The organism is Streptomyces ferrugineus, from assembly GCF_015160855.1.
Taxonomy (GTDB): Bacteria; Actinomycetota; Actinomycetes; order Streptomycetales; family Streptomycetaceae; genus Streptomyces; species Streptomyces ferrugineus.
In genome coordinates this window covers 4,659,970-4,680,476 of the sequence record NZ_CP063373.1, presented here as the reverse complement: position 1 = coordinate 4,680,476, position 20,507 = coordinate 4,659,970, and the positions used below count along the sequence as shown (strand labels likewise).

16 protein-coding genes are annotated in these 20,507 nt (G+C 71.7%); 13 read left to right on the top strand and 3 right to left on the bottom strand.

Features of this window, described 5'->3' with window-relative positions; translation table 11 throughout:
* Window positions 1–246: 246 nt before the first annotated feature.
* The 3 genes from IM697_RS21290 (at window position 247) to IM697_RS21280 (ending at window position 4,661) form a co-directional block, all read left to right on the top strand.
* A complete protein-coding gene (locus tag IM697_RS21290; protein ID WP_194049294.1) occupies window positions 247–2,085 on the top strand; it encodes an ABC transporter ATP-binding protein in 1,839 nt (612 codons plus the stop codon).
* Window positions 2,086–2,119: 34 nt separating this feature from the next.
* Entirely contained in the window at window positions 2,120–2,800 is a 681-nt protein-coding gene (locus tag IM697_RS21285) for a class I SAM-dependent DNA methyltransferase (RefSeq protein ID WP_228044801.1), read from the top strand.
* Between the two features lie 79 nt (window positions 2,801–2,879).
* A complete protein-coding gene (locus IM697_RS21280; RefSeq protein WP_322734563.1) occupies window positions 2,880–4,661 on the top strand; it encodes a SpoIIE family protein phosphatase in 1,782 nt (593 codons plus the stop codon).
* 41 nt (window positions 4,662–4,702) lie between these two features.
* On the opposite strand, the gene IM697_RS21275 is transcribed toward IM697_RS21280, so the two are convergent.
* Window positions 4,703–6,370 carry a tetratricopeptide repeat protein gene (locus IM697_RS21275; RefSeq protein ID WP_194049291.1) on the bottom strand — a complete coding sequence of 556 codons (1,668 nt, stop codon included), beginning with the start codon at window positions 6,368–6,370 and terminating at the stop codon, window positions 4,703–4,705.
* 265 nt (window positions 6,371–6,635) lie between these two features.
* Here IM697_RS21275 and IM697_RS21270 point away from each other — a divergent pair, with 265 nt between their 5' ends.
* The 9 genes from IM697_RS21270 to tgmB all read left to right on the top strand — a co-directional run bounded on the left by IM697_RS21270 (window position 6,636) and on the right by tgmB (window position 18,480).
* Window positions 6,636–9,161 carry a SpoIIE family protein phosphatase gene (locus IM697_RS21270; RefSeq protein ID WP_194049290.1) on the top strand — a complete coding sequence of 842 codons (2,526 nt, stop codon included), beginning with the start codon at window positions 6,636–6,638 and terminating at the stop codon, window positions 9,159–9,161.
* Window positions 9,162–9,316: 155 nt separating this feature from the next.
* On the top strand, window positions 9,317–12,085 hold the full coding sequence (locus IM697_RS21265; RefSeq protein WP_194049289.1) for a SpoIIE family protein phosphatase: 2,769 nt from the start codon (window positions 9,317–9,319) through the stop codon (window positions 12,083–12,085).
* Window positions 12,086–12,214: 129 nt separating this feature from the next.
* The gene (locus tag IM697_RS21260; protein ID WP_194049288.1) at window positions 12,215–13,033 is read left to right on the top strand and encodes a chitosanase; all 819 of its coding nucleotides are present in this window, start codon (window positions 12,215–12,217) and stop codon (window positions 13,031–13,033) included.
* 178 nt (window positions 13,034–13,211) lie between these two features.
* Window positions 13,212–14,576 carry an FAD-dependent oxidoreductase gene (locus tag IM697_RS21255; protein WP_194049287.1) on the top strand — a complete coding sequence of 455 codons (1,365 nt, stop codon included), beginning with the start codon at window positions 13,212–13,214 and terminating at the stop codon, window positions 14,574–14,576.
* Window positions 14,577–14,750: 174 nt separating this feature from the next.
* Window positions 14,751–15,245, top strand: coding sequence for a lamin tail domain-containing protein (locus IM697_RS21250; protein WP_194049286.1), 495 nt, complete (start codon window positions 14,751–14,753; stop codon window positions 15,243–15,245).
* A 219-nt stretch (window positions 15,246–15,464) separates the two neighbouring features.
* Window positions 15,465–16,595 (top strand): hypothetical protein, encoded by a 1,131-nt coding sequence (locus IM697_RS21245; protein ID WP_194049285.1) that lies wholly within the window; start codon window positions 15,465–15,467, stop codon window positions 16,593–16,595.
* Window positions 16,596–16,883: 288 nt separating this feature from the next.
* Window positions 16,884–17,180 carry a DUF1232 domain-containing protein gene (locus tag IM697_RS21240; RefSeq protein ID WP_194049284.1) on the top strand — a complete coding sequence of 99 codons (297 nt, stop codon included), beginning with the start codon at window positions 16,884–16,886 and terminating at the stop codon, window positions 17,178–17,180.
* 117 nt (window positions 17,181–17,297) lie between these two features.
* A complete protein-coding gene (gene tgmA / locus IM697_RS21235) occupies window positions 17,298–17,489 on the top strand; it encodes a putative ATP-grasp-modified RiPP (RefSeq protein ID WP_194049283.1) in 192 nt (63 codons plus the stop codon).
* Window positions 17,490–17,505: 16 nt separating this feature from the next.
* Window positions 17,506–18,480 carry an ATP-grasp ribosomal peptide maturase gene (gene tgmB, locus IM697_RS21230; RefSeq protein ID WP_194049282.1) on the top strand — a complete coding sequence of 325 codons (975 nt, stop codon included), beginning with the start codon at window positions 17,506–17,508 and terminating at the stop codon, window positions 18,478–18,480.
* Between the two features lie 6 nt (window positions 18,481–18,486).
* On the opposite strand, the gene IM697_RS21225 is transcribed toward tgmB, so the two are convergent.
* Both IM697_RS21225 and IM697_RS21220 read right to left on the bottom strand, forming a co-directional pair.
* Window positions 18,487–18,702, bottom strand: coding sequence for a hypothetical protein (locus IM697_RS21225; protein ID WP_194049281.1), 216 nt, complete (start codon window positions 18,700–18,702; stop codon window positions 18,487–18,489).
* A gap of 170 nt (window positions 18,703–18,872) precedes the next feature.
* Window positions 18,873–19,334 (bottom strand): hypothetical protein, encoded by a 462-nt coding sequence (locus tag IM697_RS21220; protein WP_194049280.1) that lies wholly within the window; start codon window positions 19,332–19,334, stop codon window positions 18,873–18,875.
* Window positions 19,335–19,490: 156 nt separating this feature from the next.
* Here IM697_RS21220 and IM697_RS21215 point away from each other — a divergent pair, with 156 nt between their 5' ends.
* A complete protein-coding gene (locus tag IM697_RS21215) occupies window positions 19,491–20,447 on the top strand; it encodes a GlxA family transcriptional regulator (protein ID WP_194049279.1) in 957 nt (318 codons plus the stop codon).
* The last annotated feature ends 60 nt before the right edge of the window (window positions 20,448–20,507 follow it).

Genomic DNA, 20,507 nt, shown 5'->3' with positions numbered 1-20,507 from the left:
GCTGGAGGGCATCGCTTTGAGACGACATCGAGGTCCTCGGAATTGAACTGGTGGGGGGTGGCGGCAGCGTGCGTGCCGGGGTGCCCGCGAGGGGCACCCGAGAAGAAAGTTGATCATGTTACTTGTGGTAGGGGAAAGCCGTGACCCGGCCGCCGCCACCGGCCGGAAAACACTTGGACGCCACAGCCACCGCCGCGGGACACTGCGTACTCGAACCGACACTCTACGTAGCCATACAGGGGTGGGATGGGAACGCCTGAGTCACGCAGGGTCCTGCCGGGCAAGCGCTCGGTGCTGCTCGCACTTCGTTACTACGGCCGGGAGTTGGCCCGGCTGCGGTGGCTGACGATACCCGCCATGCTGCTGTCGGCCCTGGGCAACATCGGCATCAACTACATCGCGCCGCTGATCGTCGCCAAGCTCGTCGGCGACGTCGCGGGCGACACGGCCGTCACCGTCGCCTCGGCGCTGCCGTACGTGCTGGGCTTCGTCGGTGTGCTCCTGCTCTCGGAAGCGCTGTGGCGCATCGCGCTGCACTGTCTGAACCGCCTGGACGCGCTGGGGATCGAGCATCTGTATGTGATCGGGATGGACGAGCTGTTCGCCAAGGACGCCGCGTTCTTCCACGACAACTTCGCCGGATCGCTGACCAAGCGCGTCCTGAGCTTCGCCGCCCGCTACGAGCAGTTCGTCGACACACTGACGTTCCAGATCGTGGGCAGCTTCGTGCCGCTGGTGTTCGGGGCGGTGGTGCTGTGGCGTTACGAGCCGCTGCTGGTCGTCGGGCTGCTGGCGATGATCGCGCTGACAGCGGTGTGCGTGGTGCCGCTGATCCGGCGCCGGCAGGCGCTCGTCGACCATCGCGAGGAGGCGATCGCGCGGGTGTCGGGGCATGTCGCCGACAGTCTGATGAACATGGACACGGTGCGGGCGTTCGCCGCCGAGGAGCGCGAGGCCGCCGAGCACCGCGCCCGCGTCGCCACGTCGCGCCGGCTCACCCTGCGGTCGTGGGACTACGGCAATCTGCGCATTGACACCCTGGTCGCGCCGATGTCGGTGCTGACCAACGCGCTGGGCCTGCTGCTGGCGGTCGCGCTGGGCGGGGGCGGGGTGGAGGCGATCGTGGTGGCGTTCACCTACTACGCCAACGCGACGCGGATCATGTTCGAGTTCAACCAGATCTACCGTCGGCTGGAGAGCTCGATGACGGAGGCCGCGCAGTTCACCGAGCTGCTGCTGACGCCGCCGACCGTGGTGGATCCGCCGTCACCGGAGCCGCTGCGGCCCGGTCCCGCCCATGTCCGCTTCGAGCGGGTGAACTTCGCCCACACCGGCGGCCGGCCGCTGTTCGAGGGCCTCGACCTGGCCGTGCCCGCCGGGACGAAGGTCGGCCTCGTGGGCCGCTCCGGCGGCGGCAAGACCACCCTGACGCGGCTGCTGTTACGGATGACCGACATCGACGCCGGCCGGATCCTGATCGGCGGCCAGGACATCAGCAGACTGCGCCAGGCCGACCTGCGCGGCCTGATCGCCTATGTGCCGCAGGACCCGGCGATGTTCCACCGCACGCTGCGGGACAACATCGCCTTCGCCCGGCCGGGCGCCGGCGAAGCCGAGATCCGCCGCGCGGCCGAGGCGGCTCATGTCACGGAGTTCGCCGACGCGCTGCCCCACGGCTTCGACACCATGGTGGGCGAGCGCGGCATCAAGCTGTCCGGCGGCCAGCGCCAGCGGGTGGCCCTCGCCCGGGCGATCCTGCGGGACGCGCCGATCCTGCTGCTCGACGAGGCGACCAGCGCGCTGGACTCGGAGAGCGAGCTCCTCGTCCAGGAAGCGCTGTGGCGGCTCATGGAGGGGCGGACCGCGCTGGTGGTCGCGCACCGACTGAGCACGGTCGCCACCATGGACCAGCTCGTCGTCCTCGATCACGGCCGCATCATCGAGCAGGGCACCCACGACGAACTGCTCACCTCGAACGGCGCCTACGCGAAGCTGTGGCAGCACCAGTCGGGCGGATTCCTGGAGGACAGCCCGGACAGCCCCACGGATGCGGAGCCCCCACCTACCGAATCCGTACGAATGTGAAAAAATGGCCCATGATTCCGGGAGGAGATTCCTGGTGAGCAACCCCGCCGACAAGATCGACTACGGGGCGTTGTGGCCCGACCGCACCGGTCAGGCCGAGGCCTTCGACGCACTCGGCGACCGCTATGACGACGCCTTCCCGCACAAGGAGGGCCAGGTCGCGGCCACCGAGTGGCTCATCCGGTCCCTGCGGCCCGGTGCTCGTGTACTGGATCTGGGGAGCGGCACCGGCCTGCCGACCGCCCGCCAGATGTCGGAGGCGGGCTTCGCGGTCTTCGGTGTGGACCTGTCGGCCGGGATGGTGGCGCTCGCCCGCGCCCATGTGCCCGGTGCGGTGTTCCATCAGGCGGACATAGCGGATCTGCGGCCCGGGGGCCCGCTGGACCTCGGCCGCTTCGAGGCGGTGACCGCCTTCTTCTCCCTGCTCATGCTGCCGCGCGCCGAGATCCCTCTCGCCCTTCGGACCGTCCACCACCTGCTGGTTCCGGGAGGCCTGTTCGCGCTGTCGATGGTGGAGGCCGATGTGGACGACTTCACGATCCCGTTCATCGGAACGAGCATCCGCGTCTCCGGCTATCTGCGGGACGAGTTGCGCGAGGTCGTCGAGACGGCGGGCTTCGAGATCATCGAGGAGTCCTCGCACTCCTATGCTCCGGCGGCCGCCGACATCCAGCCGGAGGTACAGATCTTCCTACGCTGCCGACGCCGCGCCTGACGACCCTGATCCGCTCGCTCCGGCGCGGGCCGCACGGTCGGACGGTCGGACGGTCGGACGGACCGGCATAAGGACAGGCATGACGAAGTCGCATCGGCCGCCGCACCCCGATCCGTCGCCCCTGTCCGCGGAAACCCCTTCCGGAACCCCGCGGGGCGACCGACCGGGCGTCGCCGAGCCGCAGACCGACCGGCTGCGCTACCTCGACGCGGCGACCCGCCGGATCGCCCGCGGCATGAACCTCGACGAGACCCTGTACGAACTGTGCCGGGCGGCCGTCCCGGCCTTCGCCGACACCGCGTTCGTCCATCTGTACGCCCCCCTGCCGGTCGGCGACGAAACCGGCAGCACCCCGGCGGTCCTGCGGCTGCACACCATGGACCAGGCCTCGCGCCCGCACCCCGGCTCCGGTCCGCCCCCGACGGACACACCCACCGTCCAGGCACCGGAGTCCGTGCGCCCGGCCGCCGGCGGCCTGCTCGCCAAACTGCTCCAGGACGGGCGGCCGGTGCTGGGGAACACGCCGGGCATCGCCCCCGCGACGGCCGAGCTGCTGGGGTCGCCGCATCCGGCGGTGCCGCTCGGGGGACGCCTGATCGTCGCCCCGCTGCACGGCCGCAGCCAGGTCCTGGGCAGCGTCGTCCTCGTCCGCGCACCCGACCGGCCGGACTTCACCGGCGACGACCTGCTCGTCGCCTCCCAACTGGCCACCCACACCGCGCTCGGGCTCGAGAAGGCGATGCTGTACGAACGTGAGGCGTCCATCGCGGACACCTTGCAGCGCACGATGCTCCCACCGTCCCTCCCGGCGCCGCCCGGCGTCCGGCTGGCCAGCCGCTATCTGCCGTCCTCGCGCACCGCCCAGGTCGGCGGCGACTGGTACGACGCGATCCCCCTGCCCGGCAACCGCGTCGCCCTGGTCATCGGCGATGTGATGGGCCATTCCATGACCTCGGCCGCGATCATGGGCCAGCTGCGGACCAGCGTGCAGACCCTGGCCGGGCTCGATCTGCCCCCGGACGAGGTGCTGCACCACCTCGACGAACAGGCCGGGCGGCTGGGCAGCGAGCACACGGCGACCTGCCTGTACGCCATGTACGACCCGGTGCTGCACCGCCTGCTGGTGTCCAGCGCCGGCCATCTGCCGCCGGTCCTGCTGCACCCCGACGGCGGCACGGAGGTCCTCCATGTCCCGCCCGGGGCGCCGATCGGCGTGGGCAGCGGCGGATTCGAGACCGTCGAGACAAACGCGCCGACGGGAGCGACGCTGCTGCTGTACACCGACGGCCTGGTCGAGTCCCGCGACTCGGACGTGCTCACCGGGGTGGACCGGCTGTGCGCCCGGCTGCGCGCGGCCGCCTCCGCGGCGGCACCCCTGGCGCTGGAGGAGCTGTGCGACGAGGCCCTCGGCACGCTGGGCAAGGGTGACCGGGACGACGACATCGCGCTGCTCGCCGCCCGGTTCGAGGGCATCCTTCCGGAGACCGTCGCGTACTGGTACATGGCGCCCCGCCCGCAGACCGCGGGACAGGCCCGTCGGCTGACCCGCCGGACGCTGCGCCAGTGGGGCCTGGAGTCCCTGCTGGAGACCACCGAGCTCATGGTCAGCGAGGTGGTGGCGAACGCCGTGCGCTTCGCTTCCCGGCCGATCACCCTGCGGCTGCTGTCCACGGACGTGCTGCGCTGCGAGGTGGGTGACGACTCTCCGGTGGTGCCGAGGATGCGGCATGCCCGGCTCAGCGACGAGGGCGGCCGGGGACTGTTCCTGGTCGACCAGCTCTCGTGGCGGTGGGGCGTGACGAGGGTGAGCACGGGCAAGGTGGTGTGGTTCGAGCAGAGGCTGCCGGGCGCCGCAGGGTGAAGGCGTCGAGGACACCCGAAGCACGCCCGGCACGACGGCCGTCAGGCGCAGCAGGGGCCTTCGGCGGTGGTGTCGAGGCGGCAGTAGCAGGACGCCTCGATCGGTACGTCCGCCAGCGCGGCGGCCAGCCGCAGTTGCTGGGCCGCCATCTGCGCCTCCCCGGTCCGGCCCAGACGCATCAGGCACTCGTGCAGGCCGTGCAGGGACCAGACATTGCCGGGGTGCTGCAGGGCGCGCGGGAGGGTGCCGTCGAGACCGAGGTCGGCGCGGTAGACCGCCTCGGCCTCCTCGACACGCCCCTGCTCCAGGAGGAGGGCGCCGTAGGCGTGCCGGGTGGGCTGCATCCAGCCCCAGGGCTCGTCGTAGGGGAGGTTGTCGTCGAGTTCGATGGAACGTTCCAGTGCGGCGAAGGCCGTGTCGTGGTCGCCCTTGCGGTATTCCAGTTCGCCGTCGAGCATCGCCGAGGCGATGGCGAGGATGTCGGCGCAGGTGTTGTTGAAGAGCATGCGGGTCTCCGGGACCCGGGCCACCGCCTCGCGGAAGAGCCGGCGCTCCGCCTCCGCCTCCTGGACGCGGTGGGTGGAGGACAGCGCGACACCGCGGGCGTAGTGGAGCATCGCGGTGGTCACGCAGTACAGCTCGGGATCGGCGGGCAGGGGCAGCGCGAGGATGTCGTCCCAGCGGCCGAAGCGGATCAGCACGTGGACGCGCATGGCGAGGAAGCCCTCGAGCCAGTCGGCCATCGGCGGGCTCGGCACCCGCAGCAGTTCCTCGGGAATGGACGCCTCGAGCTCTGCCGCGGTCTTGAGGGCGACCTCGGACTGGCCGAGGAACATCGCGCCGTAGATCTTGAAGTGGTAGTTGTGCGAGCGGTAGAGGGTGTAGAAGTTCATCGCCCCGGCCCGGGCGTGGTACTTCTCGTCGGCCGCGATCGCCGCGGTGTTGTCGGAGACCACCCGCCGGTAGTCGCCGCACAGCACCTCCAGGTGCGAGGGCATGTGGTTGAGGTGTCCGGCGTCGGGCACCAGTCCGCGCAGCCGGTCGGCGACGGACAGGGCCGCCTCGGGGGTCGGGGACATCTCCATCAGGTGGACGTACATGTGGACCAGCCCCGGGTGGTCGCGTCCGGCGTCGGTCGCCAGGGCACGGTCGAGGACGGCCTTCGCCTCCGTCGTGCGGGCGCCTTCGGCCGGTTCGCCGGTCCCGAGGTCCCAGAGCTGCCAGGGCGTCAGGTTCATCAGGGCGTCTGCGTAGAGGGTGGCGATGTCCGGGTCGTCGGGGGCGAGTTCGTACACGGCGCGCATGCTGTCGGCGTAGGGGGCGTTCCAGATCGAGCAGTCCGGCACCGCCTTGGCCTGCGGGTAGCGGGCCCGCAGTGCGGCGATCAGTGCCTGTTCGACGGGGGTGGCGTGCGCCGCCTTCTCGTGGGCCAGCTCCACCGCGGCGTGGGTGCGGTCGACGGTGCGTACGAGGTCCTGGTCGTCGAAGAACTCCCAGGGCTTGTTGTAGTTCGGGCCGAGGGCGTAGGCGATGCCCCAGTGGGCCATGGCGCAGTCGGGGTCGGCCTGGGCCGCGGCCTCGAAGCAGGCGACGGCCTCCTCGTGGTGGAAGGCGTACGTCCACACCAGGCCGCGGTCGAACCAGAGCTGGGCCTGGGCGGAGGAGGTGGTGACGGAGCGGGTGTGGCCGCCGAGGTCGTAGTACTCCATGCGTCTGCTCTCCTGCCTGTGCTGAGCCCGCCGGGTCGCTTCCGAGTGTTCCCGGTGATGGCGTGGCCTCGCACCGACAACGGGCCGGGAAGCCGCCCGGTTGCGGGGGATCGTGTCTCCGGTCAGGGGCGTCCCGCAGCGCCGCGGGACGCCCCTGACCGGAAATCTTCCGCACGAGGTTGCGCCGCCCAGGTGCGGGCGGGGGGCGTCGTGGCGCATTCTTGCTGTGTCGCGCGCGCGACGGCGTACGGACGAGGTAGGGCCGATGACGGTGAGCGCCGAGGGCGCAGAGCGGACGCCCGGCGGGCTGGCGGCGCTGCTGATCGATGCCTCGGCGGAGGCGATCAGCGCGGCCGGTGGCCACGCGGGAGGGGTCTACCTGCGCTCCGGCACGCCCGGACTGCTCCGGCTTGCGGTGCTGGAAGGCCTGCCGGGGCCGCTGTTCCGGCCATGGTGGCGACTGCATGTGGACCGGCCGTTTCCGGTCGCGGACGCCTACCGGCTCGGGGTCGAGGTGGTGCTGCCGAACGCGACCGAGACGATGCGCCGCTATCCGCAGTTCGCGGCCGGTCTGCCGTTCCAGTTCGGTTCCCTGTACGTCCCCGTCACCTGCGGTTCCTCCGTCTTCGGCGTGCTGACCGTGCTGCGGCCCTCGGCGCCGGACGCCGCGGAGCTGCTGCCCGTGCGCGAGCGCATGGCGCAGCTCGCCAAGGAGCTGGGATCGGCGCTGCGGACCCTGGAGGACCAGGACGGGTCGGCGGTGTCCTGGGACGGCGGGCCCCTGTGCGTCCGGCCGCCGGCCAGACGCCGGCCCTCCGGGTATCTCGGCCGGTTCGCCTGGGATCCGGTGTCGGGTGTCGTGAGCGCGGAGGAGCGGCTGAACGTCGTGCTCGGCGAGCCTCCGGGCGAGGCGCACGCCACCGTGGAGGAGTTCGCGGCGGCCGTCGCCCCGGGGGACGCGGACCGGATTCTGGCGGCGCTGCGGGAGGCGGCCGGCGGCCGGCCACCGGCGCTGCCGCTGTATGTGCGGGCCGCCAACGGTGCGCTGCGGCTGGTCGAGGTCTGGGGGCCGTACGACGACTCGGCTCCCTTCGGGGCGTCGCCGGTGCGCGGTGTCGTCCTCGACCCGGGGGCGGGCGCGGTGGCGGACGTGGCGGCCGATCAGCTTCCCGACGGGGTGTTCTGCCTGGACCGGCTGGGGTCGGTCGTCTACGCGAATCCGCATGCGGCGCGGCTGCTGCGCCGGTCGCGCACCGAGCTGCTGGGCCGGACGCTGTGGGAGGGCGTGCCATGGCTGAACCAGCCCGCCGTCGAGGACCATCTGCGGGTGGCCCTGCTGGCTCCGGATCCGGTGCACTTCCATGTCCGCAGACCGTCCGTCCCCGAGCGGGAACCCGCCGACCGCCCGTTCGGCGGCGACTGGCTCGCCCTGTCCGTCTATCCCGGGCCCGACCTGCTGACCTGCACGATCCGCCCGGGGCACGGGGTGGCGGACACGCCGTCCGACCTGCCGGAGCCGCATGTCACTCCGGAGCCGGCCGGGGCGCCCTCGCTCGCCCCGCTGTACCGCCCGATCATCCTCGCCATCGCGCTGACGGAGGCCGTCACGCCCCGTCAGGTGTCGGCCGTGGTGATGCGGGAGCTGCTGCCCGCGTTCGGCGGCCGCCGGCTGGCCATCTATCTGCTCCAGGAGCGGCATCTGTACCTGGCGTGGGAGACGGGCTTCCCGAAGGGGTTCCTCGCCCCGTTCGAAGGTGTGGGGCTGGACGAGAGCCTGCCGGGGGTGGAGACCCTGACCAGCGGGCGTCCGCTGTTCTTCGACTCGATGCAGCAGCTCGCCGACGCCTATCCGGGCATCGCGCTGGACGCGACGGAGGGCGCCCGCGCCTTCCTGCCGCTGATCGCCTCCGGGCGTCCCGTGGGCTCGTGCATCCTCGGCTTCGACCGGCCGCGCAGCTTCAGCAGCGAGGAACGCGCGGTGCTCACGGCCATGGCCGGCCTGATCGCGCACGCCATGGAGAAGGCGCAGCGCTATGAGAGCGAGGCCGCGCTGGCCCGCGGGCTGCAGCAGGCACTGCTGCCCCGGCGGCTGTCCCAGCACCCGCTGCTGGAGACCGCCGGGCGCTATCTGCCGGGCACCCAGGGCATGGAGGTGGGCGGTGACTGGTACGACGTCGTGCCCGCCGGGGACGGCCTTGCCCTGGTCATCGGCGATGTGCAGGGGCACGGTGTGCAGGCGGCGGCCACCATGGGCCAGCTGCGCAGCGCCGTGCGGGCCTTCGCGCTCGGCGACCGGCCGCCGGACGAGGTCATGAGCGGCACCAACCACCTGCTCATCGACCTCGACACCGGCCTGTTCGCGAGCTGCTGCTACATCCGCCTCGACCCCGCGACCGGCGTCGCCCAGGCGGCCGTGGCCGGGCATCCGCGGCCGCTGCTGCGCCGCCCGGACGGTCGTACCCATCTGGTGGATCTGCCGGGCGGGATCGTGCTCGGCGTGGACCAGCAGGCGCAGTATCCGGTCGCGGAGCTACGGATGGAGCCCGGTGCCGTGCTGGCGCTGTACACGGACGGGCTGGTCGAGCGGCCCGGCGTCGACATCGACGAGGGCATCAGCGCGCTGCGGGTGGCGCTGGCCAAGGCCGGTGCCCTCGGTGCCCGGCCGGGCGGCCGCTCGCTGGCGGGCGTGGCCGACCGGCTCACCGCGACGGCCCGGCACATGGCGGATCGCCCCGACGACATCGCGCTGCTGCTCGCCACCCGGCGGGCCACGCCGCTGCGCCGGAAGTGAGGGCACGCCGACGGCGTCGTAACCCTGCTCCGGACACGGGAGTTGCCCGCGCTCGACGCTTCACGATGTGATCGTCGGGTGAGAGAGGAAACACCTCCTGTCACGGTCTGTGACGTCTCTCGCCTCCGAAGGCGCGGCAGTGTAGACATGGGCACATGGTCCGACTATCGGGTCGATCCGGGGCCCGGTCGGCCCGTCGTCCCAGCGGTCCGCGCACTCGGCGTGCGCCCGACCGCGCTGTTGTGGTGCCCGAACGGGGAGTGCCGCGCGATCCGGGCCGGCGCAGGGGCCCGCTGGCGTGGCTGCGGTCGGCGGTCGGTGGGCGCAGCGTCGCCGGGCAGGTGTTCCTGCTGCAGGTGGTGATCGTGCTGCTGCTGGTCGTCGCCGCAGTGGTGGCCCTGGTGCTCCAGGTGCGCTACGACAGCACGCAGGAGGCGCGCAACCGTTCGGTGGCGGTGGCCGAGGCGTTCGCGAACGCGCCGGGCACCCGGGAGGCGCTGGACGGCCCGGACCCCACGGCCGTGCTCCAGCCCCGGGCCGAGGCGGCTCGCGAGGCGACCGGCGTGGACTTCATCGTCGTCATGAACACCGACGGCATCCGCTACACGCACCCCAAGCCGGACCGCATCGGCAAGCACTTCGTCGGGAACCTGGAACCGGCGCTCGAAGGCCGGGTGGTGACCGAGCAGATCACCGGCACCATCGGCCCGCTCGTGCAGGCGGTGGTCCCGATCGAGGATCCCGACGGGAAGGTCGTCGGCCTGGTGTCGGCCGGCATCACGACGGCCACCGTGGGCGGCACGGCGGACCGGCAGCTCCCCCTCGTCCTGATCGCCGCCGCGGTCGCGCTCGCCCTGTCCACGGGCGGCACGGCGCTGGTCAGCAGACGGCTGATGCGGCAGACGCACGGCCTCGGGCCGGACGAGATGACGCGGATGTACGAGCACCACGACGCCGTCCTGCACGCGGTGCGGGAGGGTGTGATCATCGTCGGCGACGAGGGCAGGATGCTGCTCGCCAACGACGAGGCGCACCGGCTGCTCGATCTGCCCGAGGACGCCGAGGGGCGCCGGGTCCGCGACCTCGGCCTCGCCGCCGACACGGCCGAGCTGCTGGACTCCGGCCGGATGGCCACGGACGAGGTGCACCTGGTCAAGGACCGGCTGCTGGCGGTCAACCAGCGTCCCACCCACCTCAGGGGCAAGCCCTCCGGGAGCGTCGCCACGCTGCGCGACTCGACGGAGCTGCGTGCCCTGTCCGGGCGCGCCGAGGAGGCCCGCGAGCGCCTGAACATGCTGTACGACGCCGGGGTGGGCATCGGCACCAGCCTGGACGTCACCCGTACCGCCGAGGAACTGGCGGAGCTGGCGGTGCCCCGGTTCGCGGACTACGCCACGGTCGACCTGTTCGACGCGGTGCTGGGCGGCGGGCAGCCGGAGGCGGCGACCCGGCTGCGGCGCACGGCGCTGAGCGGGATCCGCAAGGACGCGCCGCTGTACCCGGTGGGCCGGCAGATCCGGTTCGTCGACTCCTCGCCGCAGGGCCGCGCGCTCGGCGACGGGTCGGCCGTCATCGAGCCCCGCCTCCAGGAGGCGCCGGGCTGGCGTGCCCAGGATCTGGAGCGGACGGCGCAGGTGGTGGAGTTCGGCATCCACTCGCTGGTCGCGGTGCCGCTGCGGGCGGGGTCCCTGGTGCTGGGCGTGGTGAGTTTCTGGCGGTCGAAGAAGGCCGAGCCGTTCGACGCCGACGAGGTGGCGCTCGCCGAGGAGCTGGTCGCCCGGGCGGCGGTGTCCATCGACAACGCCCGCCGGTACACGCGTGAGCACAGCATGGCGGTGACGCTTCAGCGCAGCCTGCTGCCGCGCAGGCTGCCCGAGCAGAACGCCCTGGACATCGCCTACCGGTATCTGCCCGCGCAGGCCGGGGTGGGCGGTGACTGGTTCGACGTGCTGCCGCTGTCCGGTGCCCGGGTGGCGCTGGTGGTGGGGGACGTCGTCGGCCACGGGCTGCACGCGGCGGCCACCATGGGGCGGCTGCGTACGGCCGTGCACAACTTCTCCGCGCTGGACCTGCCGCCCGACGAGCTGCTCGCGCTCCTCGACGAGCTGGTGGCCCGTATCGACCAGGACGAGGCCCAGGAGGGCGACGGCGCCGCGGTGACCGGTGCGACCTGTCTGTACGCGGTCTACGACCCGGTCTCCCGGCTGTGCACGATCGCCCGCGCCGGACATCCGCCGCCGGCCCTGGTGCGGCCGGACGGCACCGTCGACTTCCCCGACGTGCCCGCCGGTCCCCCGCTGGGCCTGGGCGGGCTGCCGTTCGAGACGGCCGAGCTGGAGCTGGCGCGGGACAGCCGGCTGGTGCTGTACACGGACGGGCTGGTGGAGGACCGGGGCCGGGACATCGACGAGGGTCTGGAGCTGTTGCGCGACGCGCTGGCCGGCGCGGACCGGACGCCGGAGGAGATCTGCCAGGCGGTGCTTGAGGCCCGGCTGCCGGCCCGGCCGAGCGACGACATCGCGCTGATCGTGGCGCGTACCCGGGCCCTCGGTGCCGACCTGGTCGCCGAGTGGGACGTGCCGTCCGACCCGGCCGCCGTGGCACAGGTGCGCGCCACCGTGACGCGGACGCTGGAGAGCTGGGGGCTCGAGGAGCTGACGTTCACCACGGAGCTGATCCTGAGCGAGCTGGTCACCAACGCGATCCGGTACGGCGGTGCCCCGATCCGGGTGCGCATGCTGCGCGACCGGAGCCTGATCTGCGAGGTCTTCGACAGCAGCAGCACCTCGCCGCATCTGCGGTACGCGGCCATGACGGACGAGGGCGGGCGCGGCCTGTTCCTCGTGGCGCAGCTCGCCGAGCGGTGGGGGACGCGGTATCTGCCCGCGGGCAAGGTGATCTGGTCGGAGCAGCCGCTGCCGTAGCCGACGGCTTGTAGATAGGTACGAACCTTTGACGCGACCGCTGCCCATCGCGTCCACAGTCTGATAGGAAACCTTCCTATCAGTGTCACGTACGGCCAACTCCCCACCCCCACCTCATCTGGAGCCGCCGTGAAGCACCCCGCTCGCACGTCGCGCCGCACACTGCTCGCCCTGATCGGCGCGTCCCTGGCATCAGCCCCGCTCCTCAACTCCCCGCACGCCGCCGCGCGCCACGCCGCGGTGGGACTCGACGACCCGGCGAAGAAGGAGATCGCCATGAAGCTGGTGTCGAGCGCGGAGAACTCCTCGCTCGACTGGAAGGCGCAGTACAAGTACATCGAGGACATCGGCGACGGCCGCGGCTACACCGCCGGCATCATCGGCTTCTGCTCCGGCACCGGCGACATGCTCGACCTGGTCGAGCTGTACGCCGACCGCCGCCCCGGCAACGTCCTCGCCCCGTACCTGCCGGCGCTGCGCCGCGTGAACGGCACCGACTCGCACGACGGACTCGACCCCGACTACCCCGGCGACTGGGTCCGGGCCGCGCGGGACGAGGCGTTCCGGCGGGCGCAGAACGACGAGCGCGACCGGGTGTACTTCAACCCGGCCGTACGCCAGGGCAGGACCGACGGCCTGCGGGTGCTCGGCCAGTTCGTGTACTACGACGCCATCGTGATGCACGGCGACGGCACCGACCCCACCAGCTTCCGCAACATCCGCGGGCGCGCCCTCGACCGGGCCCGGCCCCCGGCGCAGGGCGGTGACGAGGTCACCTACCTGCACGCCTTCCTGGACGCGCGGGTGTGGGCCATGAAACAGGAGGAGGCCCACAGCGACACCAGCCGGGTCGACACGGCCCAGCGGGTCTTCCTGCGCGACGGCAACCTCGACCTCGACACACCGCTGGACTGGAAGGTGTACGGGGACAGCTACCACCTCGACTGACCGGAGCCCTCGGTTGCCGCACCGCCCCCGCGGTACGGCAACCGAGGTCCCGGGCTCCCGGACACCCCATAGAATTGATTTATGAGCTCATAGGTCGGACCCGCGTACCGACTTAGGCTTGCCTTAGTTTAGGCTTCCCGTTCGAGTCGATCTATCGCCTCTCGAAGGGAACCTGATCATGCCCCGCCCCCTGCGGGTAGCCATCGTCGGAGCCGGCCCCGCCGGGATCTACGCCGCCGACGCGTTGCTCAAGTCCGACGTGGCCGCCGAACCCGGCGTGTCCATCGACCTGTTCGAGCGCATGCCCGCACCGTTCGGACTGATCCGGTACGGCGTCGCCCCCGACCACCCCCGCATCAAGGGCATCATCACGGCCCTCCACCAGGTGCTCGACAAGCCGCAGATCCGTCTCTTCGGCAACGTCGACTACCCGAACGACATCAACCTGGACGACCTGCGGGCGTTCTACGACGCCGTGATCTTCTCGACGGGCGCGACGGCCGACCGCGAGCTGCGCATACCGGGTATCGACCTCGACGGCTCCTACGGCGCGGCCGACTTCGTGTCCTGGTACGACGGCCACCCGGACGTGCCGCGCACCTGGCCGCTTCAGGCGGAGAAGGTCGCGGTGCTGGGCGTGGGCAACGTCGCGCTGGACGTGGCCCGCATCCTCGCCAAGACGGCGGACGAACTGCTGCCGACGGAGATCCCGCCGAACGTCTACGACGGTCTGAAGGCCAACAAGGCGCTGGAGATCCATGTGTTCGGCCGCCGCGGCCCGGCGCAGGCGAAGTTCTCGCCGATGGAGCTGCGGGAGCTGGACCACTCCCCCAACATCGAGGTCATCGTCGACCCCGAGGACATCGACTACGACGAGGGCTCGATCGAGACCCGGCGCGGCAACAAGCAGGCCGACATGGTCGCCAAGACCCTGGAGAACTGGGCGATCCGCGACGTCGGCGACCGGCCGCACAAGCTGTTCCTGCACTTCTTCGAGTCGCCGGCCGAGGTCCTCGGCGAGGACGGCAGGGTCGTCGGCCTGCGCACCGAGCGCACCGCCCTCGACGGCACCGGCAACGTCAAGGGCACCGGCGAGTTCAAGGACTGGGACGTCACCGCGGTCTACCGCGCGGTCGGCTACCTCTCCGACAAACTCCCCAAGCTGCCCTGGGACATCGAGACGGGCACCGTCCCGGACGAGGGCGGCCGGGTCGTCCAGGAGTCCGGCGAGCACCTGCAGTCGACGTATGTCACCGGCTGGATCCGCCGTGGCCCGGTGGGCCTGATCGGGCACACCAAGGGCGACGCCAACGAGACGGTGTCGAATCTGCTGGACGACTACGCGAACGACCGTCTGCAGACGCCGGCCTCGCCCGAGCCGGAGGCCGTGGCGGCGTTCCTCGCCGAGCGCGAGGTCCGCTTCACCACCTGGGAGGGCTGGTACAGGCTCGACGCCGCCGAGAAGGCCCTGGGCGAGCCGCAGGGCCGGGAGCGCGTGAAGCTCGTCGAGCGCGAGGACATGCTCCGGGAGAGCGGCGCGTAGGGCGGCGCCGGCGACACCGACCGAGGCCGACCGAAGGGGCCGGGGTTCCCACCCCGGCCCCTTCGCCGTCGCCGCGCCCACGTCTCGCATTTCGGTGAAGTCGACACAGGGGCGACAGTCCCTGGATACACTCCGGATCTTCACAGAAGTTCCACACAGGGGGGATATTTCTCCATGCGTATACGCATTCTCGCCACAACCGCCCTCGCGGCCGGCACCCTCGCCGCGCTCGCCGCCGCCCCGGCCCAGGCCACCGAGTACTCGTCCGCGCTGAAGATCCGGGGCGTCCAGTACGACGCACCCGGCCGCGACTCCAACAACTGCCGGACCGGCAACACCGACGAGGAATACCTGACCATCAAGAACTACGCGTCGCGCACGACGGTCAACCTCAAGGGCTATGTCGTGAAGGACAAGGCCGGCAACCGCTTCAGGTTCACCGCCAACCACTATCTGCAGCCCGGCGACTATGTGAAGCTCCGGGGCGGCAACGGCACCGACTCCGACGCGGGCAACGTCGTCTACCGCGACAACTGCAACTTCATCTGGAACAACGACCAGGACTCGATCTACCTCTACAAGCCCTCGGGGGCCGGGGCGGACTCGCACTCCTACACCAAGAGCCGCAACGACCGGGACGGCAACGGCTACATCACGTACCACGGCTGAGCGAGGAGTCGGGGACGAGCAGGACCCGCCCCAATGCGGATGGTGGGCGGGTCCTGCTCACCGAGTCATTGTCATGACGGGGCGGGGAGCGGGCCACGAGTGAGCGGTGGTCGGCCGGTGCGGATCGCGCACACCCCGTGTGCGGACCCCAGGCGATCGGCATCCACCTGCGGCGACGATACTGGTACGAGCCCGTGCCCCCGCCCCACAGATGGACCCATGCCCAGCTCTCCCAGCACCCGCCCCACGGCCCCTCCCACGGTCTGGTTCGCCCGCGGTCGCCACGCGGGGTCCGCCGCACAGGACGTACTCCGGCTCAGTCTGCGGCACCTCAAGGACAGCCGGGCCATCGACGACTTTCAGGAACTGCCCGAGACCGAGGGCGCCCAGGACTGGATCTTCGAGGCCCGGTGGCGGGTCGCCGAGTCGGTGACCGTGCGCGCCCGGCTGACCGTCGAGCACGACTCCGGCAGCGGGCAGCAGTGGGTGCTGGTCGCGGAGGCGGAGGCCCCGTGGGACCCGCGCTGGCCGTCGCCGGCCGCCATGTTCTGGCCGCAGGATCCGGACGCGACCTGGGACCACGAGGCCGTCGCGGGCCTGCGTCTGCGGGACATCAACCCGCTCCCCTCGGACGACAAGGCGGTACGGCGCATACTGCGGGACTCCGCCCGTGACGGCTGGAGCATCCATGTCGTCGTCCACGAGGCCATGAGCACCGACCAGCGCGGCCGCGTGCCCCTCGCCGGGATGCTGCCGCCGGGCCTGGCGCACCGGGTGGTGGAGCACCGTGCCGCGCCCAGCCAGCTCCGTGTCGTGAACTGGGCCCTGCGGGACCTCGACATCGAGGTCCCGCGCGGCGGTGCCGTGGTGCTGCCGGGTGCCCCGGCGCCGACCGGCTACGGCGTCGACGACTTCGCCGTACGCAGCGTCTTCCTCGACGGCTCGGAGCCGGCCGAACTCATCCACGCCGTGACCCGCTTCGCCGCGCTGCCGCGCCCGCTGCCGGACGGCGCCGAGCAGGCCCTCACCGCGCTGCGCGAGGACTGGCGGCTGCTGACCCTGGAGGAGGAACTCGCGCGCGAGCGCAAGCTCGTGGCGATGTACGCGGAGGCCCTCGAGGCGATGACGAAGTCCCGCGACCTGTACCGCGAGGCCGCCGAACAGGCGCACGCGGCGCTGACCGCGTACCGGGAGTCCGCCGAGGCGGCACCCGAACGGCAGCCCGAAGCACCGGCCGCCACCCCGGCGTCCCCCCTCCAGCAGCTCACCCGGACCTTCGAGCGCCTCAAGGGCACGGCCCGGCCCCGCAAGGCCACCGCGGAGGAACAGCCGGAGACGTCCGACCAGTAGCCGGGGCGAGCGAAAAGTACGGGAAACGACCGGCCCGTGCACCCCGGGGGCGTATCCCGGCTGCGGTGGATTGGTGGGGTGGGGCTACTGCGTCGGGCGGGGGCACTTCCCTGCTTGCTTCGTTCGCCCGTCGGGGCGGTCAAGCAGGTGACCGGGCGGTTTGTGCGTCTTCCGTCCTGACGGGTGACTTGATGCGGCCGGGTGACCGCCGTCATGCAATGCGCACGACGTGAGCGGGCATCCGACCAGCAAGGGGCGCGACGTGCGCCGCCGGCGGGAGGAGGACCCGTGGAGTCGACCACCGCGGCGATCGTCGTCGCCCTGGCCCTCGCGGCCGCCCTCCTCGCCGTGGCCGTCGGCCTGCTGGTGCGGCTCGTACGGACGCGGCGGCTGCTGCGGCGTTCCGGACTGCCGACCGGGCCGCGCTGGGTGTTCTGGGGTGCCGTCCTGTACTTCGTGCTGCCGGCCGATCTGATGCCCGATCCGGTGTATCTGGACGACATCGGCGTGCTCCTGCTGGCACTGCGCACCCTGCGCCGTTCTCCCGAGGCGAGGCCGCCGGACGCCGTTGACTACAGAAAGTAAGGAAACCAACCACCCGTTCGATTCGTTTAAGTAAGTAGAAGACAAAGGGCGTCGGTGACCGAGGGCCGCCGCCGGGTGACCAGGCTCGATCGGAGCAGCACCTGTGAGGGAGAGACGATGCAACCGTTCGCGCTCAACTATGCACGGCCGGCAGCGGAGTTGGAGGTCACCACTCCGTACGTCTATGACTCCGGTATGCAGTTGAACGTGCTCCGTGACGGCCGCATAGCCGCCCGTGATCACGCGTTGTTGCGGGAGTTGGGCACGACGACGTCCACGGCCGGCTCGAAGACTCACTTCGACGACTGAACACAGGTCGGCGACGATGACCGTCTTGATTCTGACCAGCGAAGAGGACGTGACCGCCGACATGGTGGTCGTGCACCTGAACGCCTCGGGCGTTCCGGTGTTCCGCCTCGATCCCGCCGACCTGACCGGCGGGGTCGCCCTGTCGGGCGAGTTCGTGCACGGCGCCTTCCGCGGCCATCTGTCGTCCGCGGGGCGCCTGGTGAGCATCGGTGGGCTGCGCTCGATATGGCTGCGCAGGCCGGGAGCGGCGGCGCAGCGGGCGACCAGCCCCTCGGCCTGGCTGACGGAGGAGGCGGGGCAGGCGCTGTACGGCATGCTGCGCGGCAGCGACGCCCGCTGGATGAACCATCCCGACGCGGCCCGCCGGGCCCGCCACAAGCCCTGGCAGCTACGGCTGGCCCAGCGCTGCGGGCTGCCCGTGCCGGCCACTTTGATCACCACGTTCCCGCAGGCCGCCCGGGACTTCGCCGAGCGCTTTCCGGATCTGGTGGTCAAGCCGGTGTCCGGCGCGCATCCGCAGGACCCGCCGCGCGCGGTGCCGACCAGCAGGGTGGCCCCGGACACGGATTTCTCGGCCGTCGCGTTCGGCCCCACCCTGCTGCAACGCCGCGTCGCCAAGCGGGCCGACATCCGTCTCACCGCGGTCGGCGAGGAGTTGCTGGCCGCCCGCAAGGCGACCGGCACCGAGGCCGAGGTGGACGTCCGCTTCGCCGCGTCCGATGTGCCGTGGCGGCCCGTCGAGGTCGCGCCGCGCGTCGCCGAGGCCGTGCGCGCGTACCTGCGGGAGGCCCAACTCGCCTACGGCGCCTTCGACTTCGTCGAGGACGCCGACGGGACCTGGTGGTTCCTGGAGTGCAACCAGTCGGGGCAGTTCGGCTTCATCGAAGTGGACACGGGTCAGCCGATAGCCCGCAGCATCGCCGGGTGGCTCGCCCGCCCCGCCGCGGGGCGGGACGGCCATGTCAACGGCGCGAGCGCGAAGGCCGTCTGACCGGGCTCAGCCCGGCAACTGGCCGGGCGGCAGGGCGCTGCGCTGCCACGCCGGGGCCGGGGGTGCCGGGCGTCCGGGAGCCGGTGCGCCGCCGAGGGGCGGCCCCGGCTGCATCACGAACTCCATTTCCCGGCTGACGCGTTCGGCCTCCCTGCGCACCTGGGTGGGGATGTCGCCGCGCTCCGCGATGAGCCGGTCGTAAATGGGGGAATCCTGGAACACCCGTCAACGCGCCTTTCGTGTCGTGGCCCCTGTGTGCATATGGGCACGGCTGTCGAGTCTAGGCGCCGACGCACACTGAAGTACGAATTCTGCCAGAGCGCTTGACGGCGGACGAACGGGGACTACGGCGGCCCCGACGCGGCGTCGTGGGGCCGCCCGCCCGGCCCGGTTCAGGCGCCCGTCGTCGAGCCCGGCCGGACGATCATCAGGATGGTGACGGTCGACCACAGCAGATTGAAGACGCCGGTGACCATGGCGAGTTGCACGGTGGCCGAGCGCTCGACGGGCCTCTCGGCGGTCAGTTGCCCGAGGAGTTCCTCCTGGCGGGGCAGGACGAACGCGATGAGCATCCCGGCGGCCGCGGCGGTCAGCGCGATGGACGTGATGAGCCAGCCGCTGCCCAGGACGCCCATCGCCAGGGCGGTGGCGAGGCCGAGGACGGGGACCGACACCCCGATGGCCGCGTAGACGCGGCAGATGCGGTGCAGCAGTTGGACGGTGCCCACCGCCACGGCCCCGTCCGCCGCCGGGACGCGGCGTGCGGCCGGCGGGAACATGCTGGCCGCGACGGTGACGGGGCCGACGGCGATGATCGCGGCAAGGACGTGAAGGATGAGCAGGATCTTGGTCACCGGGCCCACGCTAGGGATCTTCCGGCCGCCCGCACAGGGGCTGAAACGACAGCTTCCAACGGATTCCCGCCAGCTCCCGCACCCGGCCCCACACCGGGGATCCTACCCATGACCTGGGCTTCTGCCGCTGGCGGGAACCTGCCTAAGGTGGCCTTCATGCACACCGTGGCGATCCTGGTTCTCGACAACGTGGTGCCGTTCGACATGGCGACGCCCTTCCAGATGTTCGGCTGGACACGGCTGCCGGACGGCCGCTGTCCCTACCGGGTGCGGCTGTGCGCCGAATCGCCGGAGGTGCCCACGGAGGGCTTCGCCCTGCGTATCGACCGCGGGCTGGACGGCCTTGCGGACGCGGACACGATCATCGTGCCGGGCCGCGACGACACCGGTCCGCCCTCGGAGCAGGTCGTGGCGGCCCTGCGCCGGGCCGCGCGGGCGGGCACGCGGATCGCGTCCATCTGCGTGGGCGCGTTCGTGCTGGCCGAGGCCGGACTGCTGGACGGGCTGCGCGCCACCACGCACTGGATGGCGACCGGCGAGCTGGCCCGGCGTTTCCCGGACGTCCAGGTGGAGCCGGACGTGCTGTACGTCGACAACGGGCAGGTCCTCACCTCCGCCGGGGCCGCCGCCGGTCTGGACATGTGCCTGCACATGATCCGGCGGGACCTCGGTACGGCCGTGGCCGCGCACACCGCCCGTGTCTCCGTCGTACCGCTGGAACGGGAGGGCGGGCAGGCCCAGTTCATCGTGCACGAGCATCCGCCCGTGCCGCGCGGCTCGGCGCTCGAACCGCTGCTGGAGTGGATCGAGGACAACCTGGCCGGGGAGATCACACTGGGCGCGATGGCGGAGCGCTCGGGGATGAGCGAGCGCACCTTCAGCCGCCGCTTCCGTGAGCAGACCGGCACCACTCCCCTGCAGTGGCTGCTGCGGGCACGGGTGCGGCGGGCCCAGTATCTGCTGGAGAACAGCGACCATCCGGTCGAACGGATCGCCCGGCAGGCGGGGTTCGGCTCACCGACGGCGTTCCGTGAGCGCTTCCGCCGGGTGGTCGGCACCACCCCGCACGCCTACCGCTCCGCGTTCCAGCGAAAGGCCACGGTCGACACCTAGTCATTCCCGGCGTTCGACCTCTGGTCAGTCACGGTGGGATAATTCACCCGAATCCGCGAG

Excerpts from the sequence above, each read along its gene's own strand:
- IM697_RS21290 (WP_194049294.1), top strand. The coding sequence starts at position 247 with ATGGGAACGCCTGAGTCACGCAGGGTCCTGCCGGGCAAGCGCTCGGTG.
- IM697_RS21280 (WP_322734563.1), top strand. The coding sequence starts at position 2,880 with ATGACGAAGTCGCATCGGCCGCCGCACCCCGATCCGTCGCCCCTGTCC.
- IM697_RS21275 (WP_194049291.1), bottom strand. The coding sequence starts at position 6,370 with ATGGAGTACTACGACCTCGGCGGCCACACCCGCTCCGTCACCACCTCC.
- IM697_RS21270 (WP_194049290.1), top strand. The coding sequence starts at position 6,636 with ATGACGGTGAGCGCCGAGGGCGCAGAGCGGACGCCCGGCGGGCTGGCG.
- IM697_RS21265 (WP_194049289.1), top strand. The coding sequence starts at position 9,317 with ATGGTCCGACTATCGGGTCGATCCGGGGCCCGGTCGGCCCGTCGTCCC.
- IM697_RS21255 (WP_194049287.1), top strand. The coding sequence starts at position 13,212 with ATGCCCCGCCCCCTGCGGGTAGCCATCGTCGGAGCCGGCCCCGCCGGG.
- IM697_RS21250 (WP_194049286.1), top strand. The coding sequence starts at position 14,751 with ATGCGTATACGCATTCTCGCCACAACCGCCCTCGCGGCCGGCACCCTC.
- IM697_RS21245 (WP_194049285.1), top strand. The coding sequence starts at position 15,465 with ATGCCCAGCTCTCCCAGCACCCGCCCCACGGCCCCTCCCACGGTCTGG.
- tgmA (WP_194049283.1), top strand. The coding sequence starts at position 17,298 with ATGCAACCGTTCGCGCTCAACTATGCACGGCCGGCAGCGGAGTTGGAG.
- tgmB (WP_194049282.1), top strand. The coding sequence starts at position 17,506 with ATGACCGTCTTGATTCTGACCAGCGAAGAGGACGTGACCGCCGACATG.
- IM697_RS21215 (WP_194049279.1), top strand. The coding sequence starts at position 19,491 with ATGCACACCGTGGCGATCCTGGTTCTCGACAACGTGGTGCCGTTCGAC.